Below are 17,335 nucleotides of genomic sequence, written 5' to 3' on the forward strand. Positions count from 1 at the left end.
AAACAAAAAATAGTAAAAAAAGCCAAGGAGAAATCTCCTCAGCTTTTTTTATTACTTCGTTACGATACCGTGTACTAAAGTTGGTGCATCTACGTGTTCTTTAGAGATCTTCATGTTCTCATAAATTTTCGCTTTTACATCTTCAACATTTTCGCGGTTTGCGTAAATTGTAACGAGAGATTCACCTTGCTTCACGCTATCGCCTACTTTTTTGCGCAGCATTAGACCAACTGCTAAATCAATTTCAGACTCTTTCGTTGCACGTCCTGCTCCTAAAAGCATTGCTGCTGTTCCGATTTCGTCTGCAACGATTTCTGATACATATCCGTCTTCTTTCGCTTCCACTTCAATTTTAAATTGTGCTTGTGGCAATTTAGAAGGGTCATCAACAACAGATGCGTCACCGCCTTGCGCTGATAAGAACGTTTTAAATGATTCTAGCGCTTTTCCGTTGTTCATTACTTCAATTAGCTTTTCACGTGCATCTTCTAAAGATGAAGCTTGTCCAGCAAGGTACACCATTTGACTTCCAAGTGTTAAACATAGCTCTTCTAAATCTTTCGGCCCTTTACCTTGTAATGTATCAATTGCTTCTTGAACTTCTAATGCGTTACCGATAGCTTCACCGAGTGGTTGACTCATATCAGAAATAACTGCCATCGTATTACGACCAACGTTATTACCGATACGTACCATTGCTTCTGCTAAACGTTTTGCATCTTCATCCGTTTTCATAAATGCACCTGCTCCAGTTTTTACATCAAGAACAATTGCATCTGCACCAGCAGCAATTTTTTTACTCATAATCGAACTTGCAATAAGCGGAATTGAGTTTACTGTTGCTGTTACATCACGAAGTGCATATAGCTTTTTATCAGCAGGTGTTAAGTTACCACTTTGGCCGATAACAGCGATTTTGTTTTCATTTACAAGACGCATGAATTCATCGTTTTCAATTTCCACATGGAATCCTGGAACTGCTTCTAATTTATCAATTGTACCACCAGTATGTCCTAAACCGCGTCCAGACATTTTCGCTACTGGTACATCTAAAGCAGCTACTAATGGACCTAATACAAGTGTCGTTGTATCACCAACACCACCTGTTGAATGCTTATCTACTTTTACACCTTCAATAGCCGATAAGTCGATTGTATCACCGCTATTTACCATTGCCATCGTTAAATCAGCACGCTCTTGATCGTTCATATCTTGGAAGAAAATTGCCATTGCAAGTGAACTTACTTGATAATCAGGAATATCACCATTCGTATATCCTTCAACAATAAAGTTAATTTCTTCTGTCGTTAATGCATGTCCGTCACGTTTTTTTGCAATTAGGTCCACCATTCTCATTGTGAAGTCACCCCTTCATTTGTTTTACGATTGCTTTTACTAATGCTAAGAAGTTAGCTTTAACACGTTCTGTCGTTTCAATTACTTCATCGTGGTGAAGTGGTTGATCTAAAATACCAGCTGCCATATTTGAAATACAAGAAATACCTAATACTTTCATACCAGCGTGACGCGCTACAATTACTTCAGGTACTGTTGACATACCAACTGCATCTCCGCCAAGTGTACGAAGCATACGAATTTCAGCAGGTGTTTCATATACAGGACCTGTCATTCCTACGTATACACCTTCTTGTACTTTAATATTTAAGTCTGCTGCAACTTGTTTCGCCATTTCGCGAAGTTCTACTGTATATGATGTAGACATATCAGGGAAACGTACGCCCATTTCAGAATCATTCGGTCCGATTAATGGATTCGTACCCATGAAGTTAATGTGGTCTGAAATTAACATAAGATCGCCTGGCTCAAATGATGTATTTACACCACCAGCTGCGTTTGTTACAACTACTGTTTCTACACCTAGTTCTTTCATAACACGAACTGGGAATGTTACTTTTTGCATGTCGTATCCTTCATAGAAGTGGAAACGTCCTTGCATTGCTACTACTGTTACACCTTGAAGTGTACCAAATACTAGTTGACCTGCATGGCCTTCTACAGTTGATACTGGGAATTCAGGGATTTCACTGTAAGGTACTGTTACTGCATTCTCAATTTCGTCTGCTAATACACCTAGTCCTGATCCAAGGATTAGTCCTACTTGTGGTGTCTCTTGAAATTTCTCTTTTAAGTATGAAGCTGATTTTGTAATAAGTTCACGATTCATTTGTTTATCCCCCTATTTCTTTAGCTCGTTTAAGAAGCTTGTTCCGTATTCTGGCATTTTCACACCGAAGTTTTCTGCTACTGTTGCACCAATATCAGCAAATGTTTGACGAAGTGGTAACTCTTGTCCGCCTTCTTTCATGCTTGGGCTATATGCTAATAATGGTACATATTCACGTGTATGGTCAGTACCAGGGTGAATTGGATCATTACCGTGGTCTGCTGTAATTAATAATAGATCATCTTCTTTTAGTTTTGCGAATACTTCTGGAAGACGTGCATCATATTCTTGCAGAGCTTCTCCGTATCCTTGTGGATCACGGCGGTGGCCGAATAATGCATCAAAGTCAACTAAGTTTAAGAAGCTAAGACCTGTAAAGTCCATATTTAATGTATCTACAAGCTTATCCATTCCATCCATGTTAGACTTCGTACGAAGTGATTCAGTTACCCCTTCACCATCATAAATATCAGAGATTTTACCAATAGCAATTACATCGTAGTCACTATCTTTTAATTCGTTCATTACTGTACGGCCGAATGGTTTTAATGCATAGTCATGACGATTTGGTGTACGTGTAAAGTTTCCAGGTTCACCAACGAATGGACGAGCAATAACACGACCTACCATGTATTTCTCATCTAATGTTAATTCACGTGCAATTTTACAGATTTTATATAACTCATCAAGTGGCACTACTTCTTCGTGTGCTGCAATTTGCAATACGCTATCAGCAGAAGTATAAACGATTAAAGAGCCTGTTTCCATTTGCTCTTGACCAAGTTCATCAAGAATCTCAGTTCCAGAAGCTGGCTTATTACCGATAATTTTACGGCCTGTTTTTTCTTCTAATTCATCAAGTAATTCTTTCGGAAATCCTTCTGGGAACACTTGGAATGGTGTATCAATGTAAAGGCCCATGATTTCCCAGTGACCTGTCATTGTATCTTTACCAGTAGATTTCTCTTGCATTTTTGTGTAATATCCAAGTGGTTTCTCTACTTTAGAGATACCTTTCATTTCTCGAATGTTACCAAGACCTAATTTCACCATGTTAGGCATTTGTAACCCATTCATATGTTCAGCAATGTGACCAATTGTGTCAGATCCTAGATCACCAAATTGCTCAGCATCTGGTGCTTCACCGATTCCCACAGAGTCCATTACGACTAGGAATATACGTTTATATTTATTCATAACTGCGACCTCCTATAAGTTCAGTTCTACTTCTTGTAGTATGTTCAAAACGCTATAAAGTGAAACTGTTATCCAAAAGAATTCTCATTGTCAAACAGTACTTCTTTAAATCATTTTCTAACCTATTTCGTTTACTTGAAACGATTCAAAAACATTTCTAGTTTTTTCTAAGTCAGATGTCAGACATCTGATACTGATATCATAACATGTTTACGCTTTCTTTTTAATACATTTTCGTAGAATTTCTCATTTTCTTCACACTTCTATTGTAATCCATTCTGCAACGAAGTGCTAATTTTTTTATGATTTATTTCTTCATATTAAAAATAAAAAGTAGCTCTAAAGAGCTACTTTTTATTTTACTTCTATTGTTTCTTCTTTATGTTCATGCAATTCGCCTTTTCTTACATGTACTTTCACTTTGTAAGCACCGTTCTCTTTGAAAGTATGTTTCGTTTCATACTCTCCTTTATTCCCTTCTTTCGCTGGAATAAATTCGTGTTTTTCAACACCATCTTTCCAAATCTCTAGTTGTACTTCAGCACCAGTTAATGCTTCTTCTTTTTGCTTTAAATGAACTTTCATTGTAGATTCAGCATTTGCCTTTATGTCTCCAGCCATAAGATGGATCATTGTGTCACTTTTATGATCTCCATGTCCTGCACTGTGATCACTATTTTCTTTTTTCGCATCTTCTACTTTCGCATTTCCTACAGCAACTTTCACTTCTGGCATAACGTGCATTTCACGTGCATTTGTGTGAGCAATAATATGGTATACTCCATCCGTTTCGAATGTTTTCTCTACTGCATAAACACCTTTTCCTTTATGCTTACCATCTAACATCTCGTGCTTTTCGTCGCCATCTTTCCAAATTTCAAACTTTACATCATCGGCATCCGTTACTTTTTCTTTCCCTTGTGTAACAAGTGCTTGTACTTCTGTTTTTTCACCTGGTTTAATTTCTTTCGGATTTGTTTGGACTGCTACTTTTACAGCTTCAAGTTTCTGTTCTTTTTTCGGTTCTTCTTTGTTTGTATTACAGCCAGCCAACGCTAGCATCGCGATAAATAAAGTTATAATCAGTTTTTTCATCATCATTTCCTCCTTTATACTTTATTTAGTATAGAGGAAATACATTGTAATATTCTAGTCTTCTGCTGAAAACAATATACGAAATGTTTGTGAAGTTTCTGTGAAACGGTCTTCCCCTCTTAATCTATGAAAAAAAGAGCATAGTAACTATGCTCTCGGATGAAACTGTTTATATACATCTTTTAATCTAGTTTTTGAAACGTGCGTATAGATTTGCGTAGTTGAAATATCTGCATGTCCAAGCATTTCTTGTACAGCACGTAAATCTGCTCCATTTTCTAATAAGTGCGTAGCAAACGAGTGACGCAACGTATGAGGTGTAAGTTCTTTTTCAATATTTGCCTCTTTCGCTAATCGTTTTAATATTTTCCAAAATCCTTGTCTTGATAATCGATTACCATGATGGTTTAAAAAGAGTGCATCTACTACTTTTTTCCCCATTAATTCTCTTCTTCCTTTTTCAATATACTTTTGAATCGCTTCCGTTGCTAAACTTCCTAGTGGAATAATTCTTTCTTTATTCCCTTTCCCTATGCAACGAACAAATCCCATCGTTAAATGTACATCTTCTAAATTGAGTGCAATCAATTCTGAAACACGAAGTCCTGTCGCATACAGTAACTCTAGCATCGCCTTATCACGAATACCAAAAGCACTTGTCATTTTTGGTGTTTGAAGTAACGCCTCTACTTCATCAACTGATAATACCTTTGGTAATTTCCGTTCCCCTTGTGGCGTTTCAATATGTACGGATGGATCGTGTTCTACCGCTCGTTCACGAAGTAAAAATTGGTGGAACGAACGAATTGATGCGATATGACGCGCCAATGTTTTCGAAGATTTTCCGTTCTCTTTTAAATACTGCAAAAAGTTAACAATGTGTAAACGGGTCACTTCATGAAAAGTTTTCGTCTGTTCCACATTTTGCAAATACTTTACGTAGCTTTTTAAATCCCGTTCATAAGATACTACTGTATTCTTTGCTAATCCTTTTTCGACAACCATATAATGAATAAAATCTTTTAATTGATCTTCCACTCTACACTACTCCCCATTTTCATAGAAAAACATCATTCTATTTACGAAAGCATCCTTTGCCGGTTCTTCATTCCCTGATACTTTTTCTACAGTCTCTTCTTTAGGTTTTTCATAACGATGATAGCTTTCATATTCTTCATTTATCCATAGTATAGCGAAATAAAACAAAATCGTACAACTTGTAAATAATAAAAATACTTTTATTCCATCAAAAGTTAATTTTAAAGCTCGGCGCATTGTAAATTCCTCCAAAATATAAGTTATTACAACATATGCCAAGCTTTCACCAATTTATACCTTATTCAAATAAAAAACCTCTTCCTAGATAAATAGGAAAAGGTTATTTTTCATCCGTTTCATTTTCTTGACAATTTTTACAAATCCCATGGAATGTTAAACGATGATCTTTCACCTTAAAGCTCCAGTCTCGTTCTACTTTCCTTTCCACTTCACCAAGTAAATCTTCTTGTATTTCTTGTACAGCACCACATTGTGTACAAATCAAATGATGGTGGAAACGCTGCGCACCTTCTTGGCGTAAGTCATAGCGTGAAACACCGTCTCCGAAGTTAATCTTATCGACAACTTTTAACTCAGATAATAGTTCTAAAGTTCGATAGACGGTTGCTAATCCGATCTCTGGCGACTTTTCTTTTACAAGGAGGTAAACATCTTCTGCGCTTAAATGATCTTCTTCATTTTCTAGCAGCACACGAACTGTTGCTTCACGTTGCGGTGTTAATTTGTAGCTCGCTGCATGTAATTGCTTCTTAATTCGTTCAATTCTTTCTTCCATTCGGTACTACTCCCTCCTCGCCACTCTTACACCATTATATCAGAAGAAGGGCTTCTGTCAAAAGAAAAAACAATAAAAACAAATTGATAATTATTCTCAAAAAGTATTTATTTTTTATTAATAGCCTCAACGACTTCTTTCATTAAAACTGGTGATGCGTAAGCCTCCACACTAGAAGCAAGTGCTAACACCACTCCAATTACGAGAAAGAAGCATGTATAACGGATTAATAATGGTAATAGTGGCTCGGTTATTTTTCTAATAAATTGATGCCTAATCATCCGTAAAGAAAAACTTGCAGCAATGGTTGTCATAACGAGAAAGACTGGAATGATAATTAAATTTTGTGGCAAAACAGATACAAATGCTAATAATAGTCCATTCCATCCATGCTGACTTACTAAAAAACCAACTGTAAATCCAACGACAACTCCTTTTACAAATAATAAAATAAAAATAAGTGGTAATCCAATAATTGAAATTCCTAAAATCCAAATAAATCCGATGTATTTTAATTGCGAAAAGTAACTTTCTCGAAACATTTCGCCCGCAATGGCAAATTCTCCTTTAGAGACTTGTCCAAAAAAACGTTGTAAATAAAATGATAAATCTTGTTTTTGATTGATTTGTAAACTATTCACGAGAATGGCTCCGAATATTACTCCCATCAATAATAAAACAGCGTTAAATATATATAATGAAGAGTTTTCCTGTATGTGAGACATTACACGGTCTTGCCAATTTTTTCGCCACATTTTTCTTCCCTCCGTTCACACTCTTATTAAAAATGTATGAAAGAAAGAAAAAAGTATGACGAATTAACATTGAAATTCCGCTCTACTTTGCTAAACTAAAAAGTAGAGAATAGGAGGGATTTCTCTTGAAACCATTATTATTAGATTTTCCAACATTATTTCAAACTGAACGCTTGCAAGTTCGTAAACCATTTCCAGGTGATGGTGCAGAAGTATATGAAGCAATCCAAGCTTCTCTAGAAGACTTAGTACCGTGGATACCAATTAACGCTGAAACAGAAGAGAGTGCTGAAGAAATTGTTCGCGAAGCTCACGGACAGTTTTTACTTCGTGAAACACTTGATTTTCACTTATACGATAAAGTATCTGGTACATTCATCGGAGCAATTACACTAAAGCCTGAAAACTGGGATATTCCAAAGTTTTCACTTCACTTCTGGCTACATAGTGCCTATACAAAACAAGGCTATATGACCGAAGCTGTTAAAGGTGCAATTCAGTTCGCCTTTGATAAACTAGGCGCTAGAAGAATTGAAATTCGTACTGATGCAACAAATATAAATGCATGTAGCTTAGCAGAACGTCTAGAATTCATTCTAGAAGGGACAATGGAAAATGACTTCCTAGCACCAGATGGTAGCTTACGTGATGCACGTGTATATGCAAAAATCAATTAAAAAACACTCGCCTTTGGCGAGTGTTTATTTTTGTAGTTGTAAATATTGTACTGCAAACATCGTCTTCGCATCATGAATACGAAGATCTTTCATAAGAGTAATCGCTTCTTCTAACGATACTTCCATTAATTCCACAAACTCATCTTCATCTAACTCAGCTTTATTTTCTTTTCTTGTCAAACCTGTCGCTTTATATACATATAAAATTTCATCTGCGAATCCTGGAGATGTATAGAAAGAAGTAATGAGCTCCATATTTTCACATACATATCCTGTTTCCTCTTCTAATTCACGAACTGCTGTTACCTCAGGTTTTTCACCAGGTTCTAACTTGCCAGCCGGAATTTCTATAATCGCCTTTTCAAGTGCTTTACGATACTGCTCAACAAGCACAATTTTCCCCTCATCAGTAATAGCAATAATAGCAACTGCACCAGGGTGATTTACAATTTCACGTTTACTCATTGCTCCATTTGGTAATACTACATCATCAACACGAACTTTTATAACTCTACCATCAAAAATTGGCTCAGTTTTTACTGTTCTCTCTGCAAGATTACTCATACTACTTCATCTCCCTGTTCTATTTCCTATTCTTTCCTCATACATTTTACCACATTGAAAGGAGCGTGATAGAAATGAAAGTTTATATTTTACCAAATCGCGTCACTTTAGTCGGAAAAGCATGGCAAATTCGCCATAAGCTAAAGCAATATAGCAAAGAGTATACAACTGTACAAGAGTGGATTACAGCAAATAAAGTGAAACATTAATCATGCTTTTACGGGCAGTTAATGCGAAGCGGAAAGTAAACGTTTGTCAACCTCTTTTCCCTCTCGTACAATAAAGGTAAGGAGGTTGACCTATGAAAAAACGTCAATTAGGAAACTCAGATTTGTTTGTTACAGAAATGGGCCTTGGCTGTATGTCTCTCGGTACATCTGAAACAGAAGCTATGCATATTATCGATGAAGCGATCGATTTAGGAATTAATTTTTTTGATACAGCAGATTTATATGATTACGGATTAAATGAAGAATTTGTTGGAAAAGCCTTGAAGGGAAGAAGAGACCAAATTGTACTTACAACGAAGGTTGGAAATCGTTGGACAGAAGAAAAAAATGGCTGGTCTTGGGATCCTTCTAAAGCTTACATAAAGACTGAAGTAAAGGAAAGTTTACGTAGACTTCAAACTGATTATATTGACCTTTACCAACTTCATGGCGGAACAATTGAAGATCCAATAGATGAAACAATTGAAGCTTTTGAAGAATTGAAAAAGGAAGGTATTATTCGCCATTACGGTATTTCTTCTATACGCCCAAATGTCGTTCGTGAATATGCAAAACGCTCAAACATCGTTAGTGTACTAATGGAATATAACCTTTTAAATCGTCGTCCAGAAGAATGGTTCCCCCTTCTAAATGAACACCAAATTAGCGTCATTGCCCGCGGGCCACTTGCAAAAGGAATTTTAACTGACAATAATGCAAGAAAGATAGAAAGAGTAAAGGAAAAGGATTATCTCTCTTATTCTTACGATGAATTACATGCAACTCTAGCAAGTGTAAAAGAAATGATTGGAGAACGCTCTTTAACAGGAACAGCTATTCAATATTGCTTACATAATAAGACTGTTGCAGCTGTTATACCTGGTGCAAGCTCTCTTCAACAATTACAGGAAAATATACGAGCTAGTCAACAGTTACCTTTAACGAAAGAAGAATATATACAACTTCAAAAGATTGTTAAATATGACACATATGCTTTGCATCGTTAAAAATATCGAATTACCGATAAAACAGAAGACTGTCTCCAGTATTAGGAGACAGTCTTTTTTATAACGTATCATATTTATCAGGATTCGTTCCTACATGTAAATCACGATTCAACGTGTTAATTTGACGTATCTCTTCTTCAGTTAGTGCAAAATCAGAAATAGTAAAGTTTTCTTTAATACGAGATGGTGTAACAGATTTAGGAATTGTAACAATCCCGCTTTGAATATCCCACCTTAATATAACTTGTGCAGGTGTTTTTTCATATTTGTTAGCAATAGCCTGAATGATTGGATGCTGGAATACTTCTCCGCCCCTCATTAACGGACTCCATGCTTCCATTTGAATTTGCTCATCTTGACAATAATTTCGCAACTCAAATTGCGTCAACATCGGATGAAGTTCCACTTGGTTTACCATCGGCTTCACTTTGCAATTTGGTAATAATAGTTCTAAATGATGTTTATGAAAATTAGAAACACCAATCGCACGCACTTTACCTTCTTCATACAATTTCTCTAAAGCTCGGTACGTATCAACATACTTCCCTCTTACCGGCCAATGTATTAAATATAAATCTACATAGTCCATTTGTAATTTTTTCAAACTCTTTTCAAACGCCTCGAGTGTCTCCTCATATCCTTGATCGTCGTTCCATACTTTTGTTGTAATAAATATATCTTCTCTTGGAATTCCTGATTCACGTATCGCCTCTCCGACACCGCTTTCATTTTCATATACAGTTGCTGTATCAATCGAACGGTATCCAACTTCTAACGCTGTTTTTACTGCTTGCTTTACTTCGTCTCCTTCTTTCGCTTTATATACGCCTAGACCAATCATCGGCATTTTCACGCCATTATGAAGTGTAGTTGTTGGAATATGCACAGTCGTCTCCCTTTCATTGTTACATTTTTTATAAGCCACAATTTTATTTCAACAAGATTCATCCCAAAAGTCAAAACATACGTACAGTTTACATAACACTTTTATATAGCTAAAAAATAGCGTGAACTCATTCATTCACGTTATTTTTTCTCCATTCTTTCGCTTTTTCATCCACATTGCGCACAAACTCATTTTTTCCTTCCGTATATAACGCGCCATCATATGTATACTTTTCGGCTAATTCTTTCTTTAAGGTTGCATATGCCTCTGCTTCTTCACAATGAGCCATCATATAATCACGAAATGCTAAATGCCTTACTATCTCTGGATTTCCTTTTTCAAACACGTGTAAATGATACGAGCGTTTTTCTTCAGTTCCATGAATAAAATATCGGCGTCTTGAAATACCATTTTCCCCTTTTACGATGTAACCAAGCTCTATAAATCGTTCATTCCACCCATCTACTCTTTCGATATTTTCTACTTCCATGATCATATCAATAATAGGTTTAGCTGCCAGTCCGGGAACTGACGTACTTCCAATATGATAAATTTTTACCGTTTCTGGCATCGCTGATTTTAATCTTTTAGCCTCCATTTGAAATTTTTCACTCCAATGGTTTTCATGTGGAACAACGACAATTTTTCTCATTCTAACTCCCCTTTTCTTACAAGCTCGTCAAAAAATGATCAGTGGTATTTCACTGATCATTTTTTTATTATTTAAAGTCTTTCCAAGTAAGGTTACTTTCACTTAGCAGTTCTTCAAATGATTTATTCTTTTCACGTTCTTTTTGTTCTTGGCGCTTTCTTTCCAGTTCAGCTGCCTCTTTTTCCTCTTCCCTCACTTGCAACTCTTTCTTCTTACTCTTTAATTGTTGCATGAGTGAATCATTTAATTGATCGCCTAATGTAAGTGTTTCTTTCTTTGGTTGATTCACTTGTGATTGTCTTTGCATTTGTCTTTGTTTCTTTTTCTTCATGCTACTCACCTTTTACTTTTTTCTCCATTATAGTAGATACACAATGAAATCGACAATAAAAAAGGGTCTTTACTCTATTATTCACTTTTTGTAAATATGTTAATTTTTCGAAAAGACTAAATTTTTATGTAGCTATAATCCTATGAATCTATTAAAATTATGTCGTATGATGTCAGATTATAAAAAAGGAGAATTATATTATGTGGAAAAAAATTATTCCTGCCGTTGCTGTTTTAAGCACCATTACTTTTTCAAGCGTATTTGCCGCTCCCCCATCTCAGAATCCAGCTGAACAAAACCGCTACATAGACGTACAAATGCTTGGTATTAATGATCTCCATGGACAACTAGATACTGTTAAAAAAATCAATAATAAAGAAGCTGGTGGCGCTGATTACTTAGCTACTTATTTAAAAGAACATAAAAAACAAAACCCTAATACACTTCTCGTACATGCTGGTGATATCGTCGGAGCTAGTCCACCAGTTTCAGCATTATTACAAGATGAACCGACGATTGAATTTTTAAATGACTTAAAATTTGATGTCGGTACAATCGGGAACCATGAATTTGATGAAGGCATTGATGAAATGAAACGCCTCATTTACGGTGGATATCATGAAAAAACAGGAAATTTCAAAGGGGCTAACTTCCCCTATGTAGCTGCTAATTTCTATAACAAATCAACTGGCCGCTTATTTTTACCACCATTTACTGTAAAAATGGTAGATGGTGTTCCTGTAGGATTCATTGGGGTTGTTACAACTGATACACCAAATGTCGTTATGCCTACGATGCTTAACAATGTACAAATTACTGATGAAGTAGAAGCAATTAATAAATCAACACAACAATTAAAACGCCTCGGCGTTAAATCTATCGTCGTTCTTGCTCATGTCGGTGGAACAACCGATGAGTCTGGGGTAACAAATGGCGATCTTACTCGAATTGCAAATGAAACAGACCCAGAAGTTGATGTTATTTTCGGTGGACATAGTCATACGTATGTAAATGGTACAGTAAACAATAAACTAATTGTCCAAGCAAATTCATACGGAATGGCTTTCTCAGACGTCGATGTAACAATTGATCGTAAAACAAAGGATATTGTAAAGAAAAAAGCTGAAGTTGTTACAACGTATCATGAAGGTGTAGAACCTGATAAACAAGTAAAGAAAAAACTAGATCAATATAAAGAAAAAATCGCACCACTTGTAAATGAAGTGGTCGGAAAATCTACAGCACCTATCGACCGTAAACAAAATGATGCTGGTGAGTCCACTCTTGGAAATTTAGTTGCCGATGCTCAGCGTCAAACGATGCAAACTCAAATCTCCCTCATGAATCCTGGTGGCATTCGTAATGACTTAGATGCTGGTGATATTACGTGGGGTGAGTTATACGGCATTCAACCTTTTGGAAATCAATTGATTAAAGTAGATTTAACAGGTCAAGACATTCGCGATATTTTAAATCAGCAATGGCAAAAAGGAACAACAAGAATGCTTCAAATTTCAGGTATTCAATATACGTGGGATGCAAATAAACCAAACGGTGAAAAAGTTACAAATATACGTTTAACAAACGGAGAAGAATTATCTCCATCTACAACGTATAGCGTAGTTGCAAATGCCTTCTTAGCTTCTGGCGGTGATGGATTCGTATCATTTAAAAATGGTAAAAATGCAGAAACTGGGCCAAACGACTTTGAAGCGTTAGTCAATTACGTAAAACAATTAAAAGAACCAATTCAGCCAGTTATTGATGGAAGAATTCAAAAAGTAAATTAAGTGTTTCTCTAATAATAAATTTCATTTTTCACGTATAAAGGATTTGTACTGATCCTCTATTTTATACGTAATATACATCATAAAAAGGATACTCGTTCTTCTAATGAACATAGTATCCTTTTCTTTAGTTATCAAAATGTGATGTTTTGTCAACTTCATATTGCTGTAAAAATTGTTGCAACGCCTCTTCTACAAGTTTAGATTTTTGAATTCCTTTCGATTCTGATATAAGGTCCAATCTTGCTAATATTTCTGTATTAATAGAAAAGGTTCGTCTCTTTTTCTCTGTACTTTTACTCACAATTGGTGCAATTACTTCTTCTCTTTTTCTTAATAACTCATAAATGCTTTGTAATTGCTCATAAATTAATAATTGATAATCTGTTTTCTCATATTGAAGGGCGGTCGCTTCTTGGAGTTGTAAGTGACGTGGTTCTTCTCCATCTCCTACAAAAATACGTTTCTTCTGCTCTCCATCATATTCGTATCCAATCAATCTTAATTTCTTCGATAATGTATACGGGCTTATTTCAAGACGTTTTGCTATAATAGCGATGGATTCACGTCTATTTAAACCATCTATAATTTCTCCAATCGTCACAATTTCCCTCCTCCCGTGTTGAAATGACACTAGTATGGTATGTTACAATGATTTTCTAACAGTATATGCAAAATGAATAGCCTGTGCGATTCATACGATTTCACAAAAGGAGGTTTTCAATATGCTTTTTCGTAGCTACACCCCTCAGTTCTATAACGAAAACAAACAACTCATTCCTAATAGTATCGCTACGATAGAAAGCGTTATAATTAATAATCGAAAACAAACTCTCCTTATGCGTGGACAAAACGTAGAGCAACCTATTTTATTATGCTGTCACGGCGGACCTGGGATGGCACAAATCGGATTTATTCGCCATTTTCAAAAAGAATTAGAGAAGCAATTTATTGTTATTAATTGGGATCAGCGCGGAGCTGGTAAATCCTTTTCAATGAAAGATTTCGGAGCAAATTTCACAATCGAACAATTCGTTTCCGATGCAAAAGAAGTGATTCAATATGTACTTAAAAAGTTCAACAAACAAAAACTATTTCTCGCTGGTCATTCTTGGGGAAGTATTATTGGGCTTAACATAGCACATCAATATCCAAAGTATATCGAGGCTTACATCGGTATTGGGCAAATTGTACATATGAAACAAAATGAAGAATTGCTATATCAACATTTAATTCATTCTGCAAAAAAACATGATCATAAAAAAGCATTAGCTTCCCTTTTAAAATTAGGCAAACCACCATTTTTAGATACGAGACGTCTCATTATTCAAAGAAAGTGGCTTGGCACATTTGGAGGCGCAATCCAAAACGGATCTTCCTTTTCTTTCATACGAAAAGGTTTCTTTTCTCCCGAATATACGCTATTAGATTGGTTCAAGTTTCTCGCAGGAAATTTAAAATCTGGCATTTTATGGGAAGAAATGCTGGCAATCGATTTCTTTTCTTCTATCTCAAGTTTATCTATTCCAGTTTATTTTTGTTCTGGTCGCTATGATTATCAAACTCCTTATGCACTCGTTCAGGAATATTGCGATATTATTGAAGCGCCTATAAAAAAGATGATTTGGTTCCCAAATTCAGCACATTCTCCTGATTTAGAAGAACCAGAATTATTCGCTAATTCTTTACAATCAATTAAACAAGAGCTAGCTTTTCAGCATTAGTAACAAAAGGCTCTTTTACATTTCATAGAAAACATTTTATAATAATATGTCGCAAGTATGTATAAACATAGCAAAATGTTTCATATTTACTTGTCTTAACAGAATAAAAATTTAGGGAGATTACATTTATTATGAACGCTGTACTCGTCGCAGTAGCAATTATGCTATTGCTTAGTTTGTTACGTGTCCAGGTCATTGTCGCCATCATTGTTGGAGCTTTAACAGGCGGACTTATCGGCGGACTCGGTATTTCAGAAACGATTAACACTTTTACAACTGGTCTTGGAAACAGTGCTCCAATCGCTTTAAGTTATGCAATGCTTGGTGGTTTCGCTATTTCCCTTTCCAAAACAGGACTTCCAGATGCTATGATTCAAACTGCATTAAAATGGATTGGCAATGAACAAGACACGAAAAAACAAGTTTATTCTAAAATACTTATTTTATTCATTATTTTAACGATGGCTTGTTTCTCACAAAATGTGATTCCTGTTCACATTGCTTTCATCCCCATCTTAATTCCAGCACTTTTAAAAGTATTAAATGAGCTGAAAGTGGATCGCAGACTTGTCACATGTATTATTACATTTGGATTGATTACTCCTTATATGTGGATCCCTGCAGGGTTCGGAAAAATTTATCATGACGTATTGCAAACCAACGCTGCGCAAAGCGGCCTTACATTTGATGTCACACTTATTCCAAAAGCAATGACTATTCCAGCAATCGGTATGATTATTGGATTATGTGTAGCGGTATTCATTACGTACCGAAAACCTCGTACGTATGAAACAGAACAAATTCATACTACCGAAAATGAAATCGTTCCCTATACAAAACGTAGCATTACTTTCGGGTTATTATCTATCATTGCTACATTAACTGTTCAATTAACAACAGAATCAATGATTTTCGGTGCTTTAGCAGGTATTATCGTCTTATCAGTTAGTGGCAGTCTACCACTTAAAGAAGCAGATGCGATATTAACAAGCGGAATGCGTATGATGTCCTTTATTGGCTTTGTTATGATTGCTGCCGCTGGATTCGGCGCTGTTCTTCGAAAAACAGGACATGTTGAATCTCTAGTGCAAACGAGTGCACATATAATCGGAAATAACAAACCACTCGCTGCATTTCTTATGCTCGTTATTGGACTTCTCGTTACGATGGGAATTGGTTCATCCTTTTCAACCATCCCTATCTTAACAACCATTTTTGTACCTCTTTGCATTCAGCTTGGATTTAGTCCAATGGCCACAATTGCAATTATCGGTACAGCCGGAGCACTAGGTGACGCAGGATCTCCAGCATCGGATAGTACCCTTGGACCAACATCCGGTTTAAATGCTGATGGTCAGCACCATCATATATGGGATACATGTGTACCCACTTTTCTACATTACAATATACCGTTACTTATATTTGGCTTTATTGCCGCAATTACATTATAAAAAGGTGCGTATAAAACGCACCTTTTACTTTTTTATTTTTCCTTTTAATTGTTGAAAAGCTACTTTTCCGTTATCTTTGACATAGCTTTCAATTGTCGGTAGTGATGAACCTATCCATTCACACTCTATACTCCCATTCGGTCCAACAATTTTTAATTTATCTGGTATATGTATATTTAGAAATCTCGCTGACCGAATTAACTCAATAGCAATCTGATCACTTGAGGCTACAATTCCATCTATATACGGATTGTTTTGCAATAATGTAATAAATTGTTTATTTGTATACCCTTGTACACATTCTTCTCGATAAGAGATTCCTTCATCCCAAACAGTGTCTAAAAACCCTGCTATATAATCTTCCATTTCTTCACTTTCTTCTCCCTCACCGAAATATGCAAGAAAGTGACACCCTTTCTCTTTTAATAAAGAAACAGCTCTCTGTCCACTTTCATAATAATTTCCATGTGATTGTTGCTCATCGATCACAACAAACGGAAATGGAATTTCTCCTACACTTTTAAAAACTGCTCTCGTCAAAATAACACCTGCAATGTTATTTTGCTTCAGCATATGTATGTATCTATCTTTATTCTCTATATTACAAATAATGATTTGATAGCCTTCTTTATATGCTATTTCCTCAATACAATGTAGCAAAGTGATGTTTGATTGGTTACATAAATTATCTACAAGTAATGCAATTATCGTTGAACTCTCTTTAAATAGTGGCTTCGCTGCACTGTTTGGCCTATAACGTAATTCTTCAATTGCTTCCTTTACTTGTTTTACTGTGTCCTCATGAACGTATCCTTTTTCATTAATAACTCGTGAAACGGTTGCGACTGAAACACCTGCCAATTTTGCAACATCACGTATAGTTGCCACATCGTCACCCCTTAATATGGTAATAGATTACAATTTTACGGTAACCTAAATTACACTATCCGTCAAGATTAATAACTCACATTTCTGAAAATT

20 protein-coding genes are annotated in these 17,335 nt (G+C 35.8%); 6 read left to right on the forward strand and 14 right to left on the reverse strand.

Features of this window, described 5'->3' with window-relative positions; all coding sequences use genetic code 11:
• Window positions 1-51: 51 nt before the first annotated feature.
• From ACTFR3_RS11520 to spoIIM, 8 genes are all read right to left on the reverse strand, one after another.
• Window positions 52-1,356: a pyrimidine-nucleoside phosphorylase gene (locus tag ACTFR3_RS11520; RefSeq protein ID WP_001243069.1), complete on the reverse strand. Its 1,305-nt coding sequence runs from the start codon at window positions 1,354-1,356 to the stop codon at window positions 52-54.
• A gap of 7 nt (window positions 1,357-1,363) precedes the next feature.
• Window positions 1,364-2,185 (reverse strand): purine-nucleoside phosphorylase, encoded by an 822-nt coding sequence (locus ACTFR3_RS11525; protein ID WP_001078446.1) that lies wholly within the window; start codon window positions 2,183-2,185, stop codon window positions 1,364-1,366.
• 12 nt (window positions 2,186-2,197) lie between these two features.
• Entirely contained in the window at window positions 2,198-3,382 is a 1,185-nt protein-coding gene (deoB, locus tag ACTFR3_RS11530) for a phosphopentomutase (protein ID WP_001046079.1), read from the reverse strand.
• A gap of 354 nt (window positions 3,383-3,736) precedes the next feature.
• The gene (locus tag ACTFR3_RS11535) at window positions 3,737-4,477 is read right to left on the reverse strand and encodes a FixH family protein (RefSeq protein ID WP_000733456.1); all 741 of its coding nucleotides are present in this window, start codon (window positions 4,475-4,477) and stop codon (window positions 3,737-3,739) included.
• Window positions 4,478-4,624: 147 nt separating this feature from the next.
• Window positions 4,625-5,515: a site-specific tyrosine recombinase XerD gene (gene xerD / locus ACTFR3_RS11540; RefSeq protein WP_000390088.1), complete on the reverse strand. Its 891-nt coding sequence runs from the start codon at window positions 5,513-5,515 to the stop codon at window positions 4,625-4,627.
• A 6-nt stretch (window positions 5,516-5,521) separates the two neighbouring features.
• A complete protein-coding gene (locus tag ACTFR3_RS11545) occupies window positions 5,522-5,752 on the reverse strand; it encodes a YqzK family protein (protein ID WP_001250432.1) in 231 nt (76 codons plus the stop codon).
• A 103-nt stretch (window positions 5,753-5,855) separates the two neighbouring features.
• On the reverse strand, window positions 5,856-6,311 hold the full coding sequence (gene fur, locus ACTFR3_RS11550) for a ferric iron uptake transcriptional regulator (RefSeq protein ID WP_000392657.1): 456 nt from the start codon (window positions 6,309-6,311) through the stop codon (window positions 5,856-5,858).
• A gap of 107 nt (window positions 6,312-6,418) precedes the next feature.
• Window positions 6,419-7,036 carry a stage II sporulation protein M gene (gene spoIIM / locus ACTFR3_RS11555; RefSeq protein ID WP_013142149.1) on the reverse strand — a complete coding sequence of 206 codons (618 nt, stop codon included), beginning with the start codon at window positions 7,034-7,036 and terminating at the stop codon, window positions 6,419-6,421.
• Window positions 7,037-7,191: 155 nt separating this feature from the next.
• On the opposite strand from spoIIM, the gene ACTFR3_RS11560 reads away from it, so the two are divergent.
• Complete coding sequence (locus ACTFR3_RS11560; RefSeq protein ID WP_000803479.1) at window positions 7,192-7,743, forward strand: GNAT family N-acetyltransferase; 552 nt, start codon at window positions 7,192-7,194, stop codon at window positions 7,741-7,743.
• 24 nt (window positions 7,744-7,767) lie between these two features.
• On the opposite strand, the gene ACTFR3_RS11565 is transcribed toward ACTFR3_RS11560, so the two are convergent.
• Window positions 7,768-8,307, reverse strand: a complete 540-nt coding sequence (locus ACTFR3_RS11565) for an NUDIX hydrolase (RefSeq protein WP_000067042.1) — start codon at window positions 8,305-8,307, stop codon at window positions 7,768-7,770.
• A 74-nt stretch (window positions 8,308-8,381) separates the two neighbouring features.
• Here ACTFR3_RS11565 and mciZ point away from each other — a divergent pair, with 74 nt between their 5' ends.
• Window positions 8,382-8,516 carry a Z-ring formation inhibitor MciZ gene (gene mciZ, locus ACTFR3_RS11570; RefSeq protein WP_000870302.1) on the forward strand — a complete coding sequence of 45 codons (135 nt, stop codon included), beginning with the start codon at window positions 8,382-8,384 and terminating at the stop codon, window positions 8,514-8,516.
• 92 nt (window positions 8,517-8,608) lie between these two features.
• On the forward strand, window positions 8,609-9,523 hold the full coding sequence (locus ACTFR3_RS11575) for an aldo/keto reductase (protein WP_000747210.1): 915 nt from the start codon (window positions 8,609-8,611) through the stop codon (window positions 9,521-9,523).
• A 58-nt stretch (window positions 9,524-9,581) separates the two neighbouring features.
• Here the strand turns inward: ACTFR3_RS11575 and ACTFR3_RS11580 are convergent, their stop codons facing one another.
• The 3 genes from ACTFR3_RS11580 to ACTFR3_RS11590 all read right to left on the reverse strand — a co-directional run bounded on the left by ACTFR3_RS11580 (window position 9,582) and on the right by ACTFR3_RS11590 (window position 11,392).
• Window positions 9,582-10,409 (reverse strand): aldo/keto reductase, encoded by an 828-nt coding sequence (locus ACTFR3_RS11580; RefSeq protein ID WP_000547993.1) that lies wholly within the window; start codon window positions 10,407-10,409, stop codon window positions 9,582-9,584.
• A gap of 127 nt (window positions 10,410-10,536) precedes the next feature.
• Window positions 10,537-11,061, reverse strand: coding sequence for a GrpB family protein (locus tag ACTFR3_RS11585; RefSeq protein ID WP_001227190.1), 525 nt, complete (start codon window positions 11,059-11,061; stop codon window positions 10,537-10,539).
• A gap of 67 nt (window positions 11,062-11,128) precedes the next feature.
• Window positions 11,129-11,392, reverse strand: coding sequence for a YqkE family protein (locus ACTFR3_RS11590; protein ID WP_000727561.1), 264 nt, complete (start codon window positions 11,390-11,392; stop codon window positions 11,129-11,131).
• 200 nt (window positions 11,393-11,592) lie between these two features.
• On the opposite strand from ACTFR3_RS11590, the gene ACTFR3_RS11595 reads away from it, so the two are divergent.
• A complete protein-coding gene (locus ACTFR3_RS11595; protein ID WP_000265551.1) occupies window positions 11,593-13,182 on the forward strand; it encodes a bifunctional metallophosphatase/5'-nucleotidase in 1,590 nt (529 codons plus the stop codon).
• Between the two features lie 124 nt (window positions 13,183-13,306).
• Here the strand turns inward: ACTFR3_RS11595 and ACTFR3_RS11600 are convergent, their stop codons facing one another.
• A complete protein-coding gene (locus tag ACTFR3_RS11600; RefSeq protein WP_000151931.1) occupies window positions 13,307-13,783 on the reverse strand; it encodes a ribbon-helix-helix domain-containing protein in 477 nt (158 codons plus the stop codon).
• A 121-nt stretch (window positions 13,784-13,904) separates the two neighbouring features.
• Here ACTFR3_RS11600 and ACTFR3_RS11605 point away from each other — a divergent pair, with 121 nt between their 5' ends.
• Together ACTFR3_RS11605 and ACTFR3_RS11610 are read left to right on the forward strand one after the other, a co-directional pair.
• Window positions 13,905-14,903, forward strand: coding sequence for an alpha/beta fold hydrolase (locus ACTFR3_RS11605; RefSeq protein ID WP_199630699.1), 999 nt, complete (start codon window positions 13,905-13,907; stop codon window positions 14,901-14,903).
• A 131-nt stretch (window positions 14,904-15,034) separates the two neighbouring features.
• Window positions 15,035-16,354 carry a Na+/H+ antiporter family protein gene (locus tag ACTFR3_RS11610; RefSeq protein ID WP_000994816.1) on the forward strand — a complete coding sequence of 440 codons (1,320 nt, stop codon included), beginning with the start codon at window positions 15,035-15,037 and terminating at the stop codon, window positions 16,352-16,354.
• 24 nt (window positions 16,355-16,378) lie between these two features.
• Here the strand turns inward: ACTFR3_RS11610 and ACTFR3_RS11615 are convergent, their stop codons facing one another.
• Complete coding sequence (locus ACTFR3_RS11615; RefSeq protein WP_025687580.1) at window positions 16,379-17,242, reverse strand: LacI family DNA-binding transcriptional regulator; 864 nt, start codon at window positions 17,240-17,242, stop codon at window positions 16,379-16,381.
• Window positions 17,243-17,335: the final 93 nt, after the last annotated feature.

It is taken from the genome of Bacillus cereus group sp. MYBK14-1, from assembly GCF_051916885.1.
GTDB lineage: Bacteria > Bacillota > Bacilli > Bacillales > Bacillaceae_G > Bacillus_A > Bacillus_A cereus.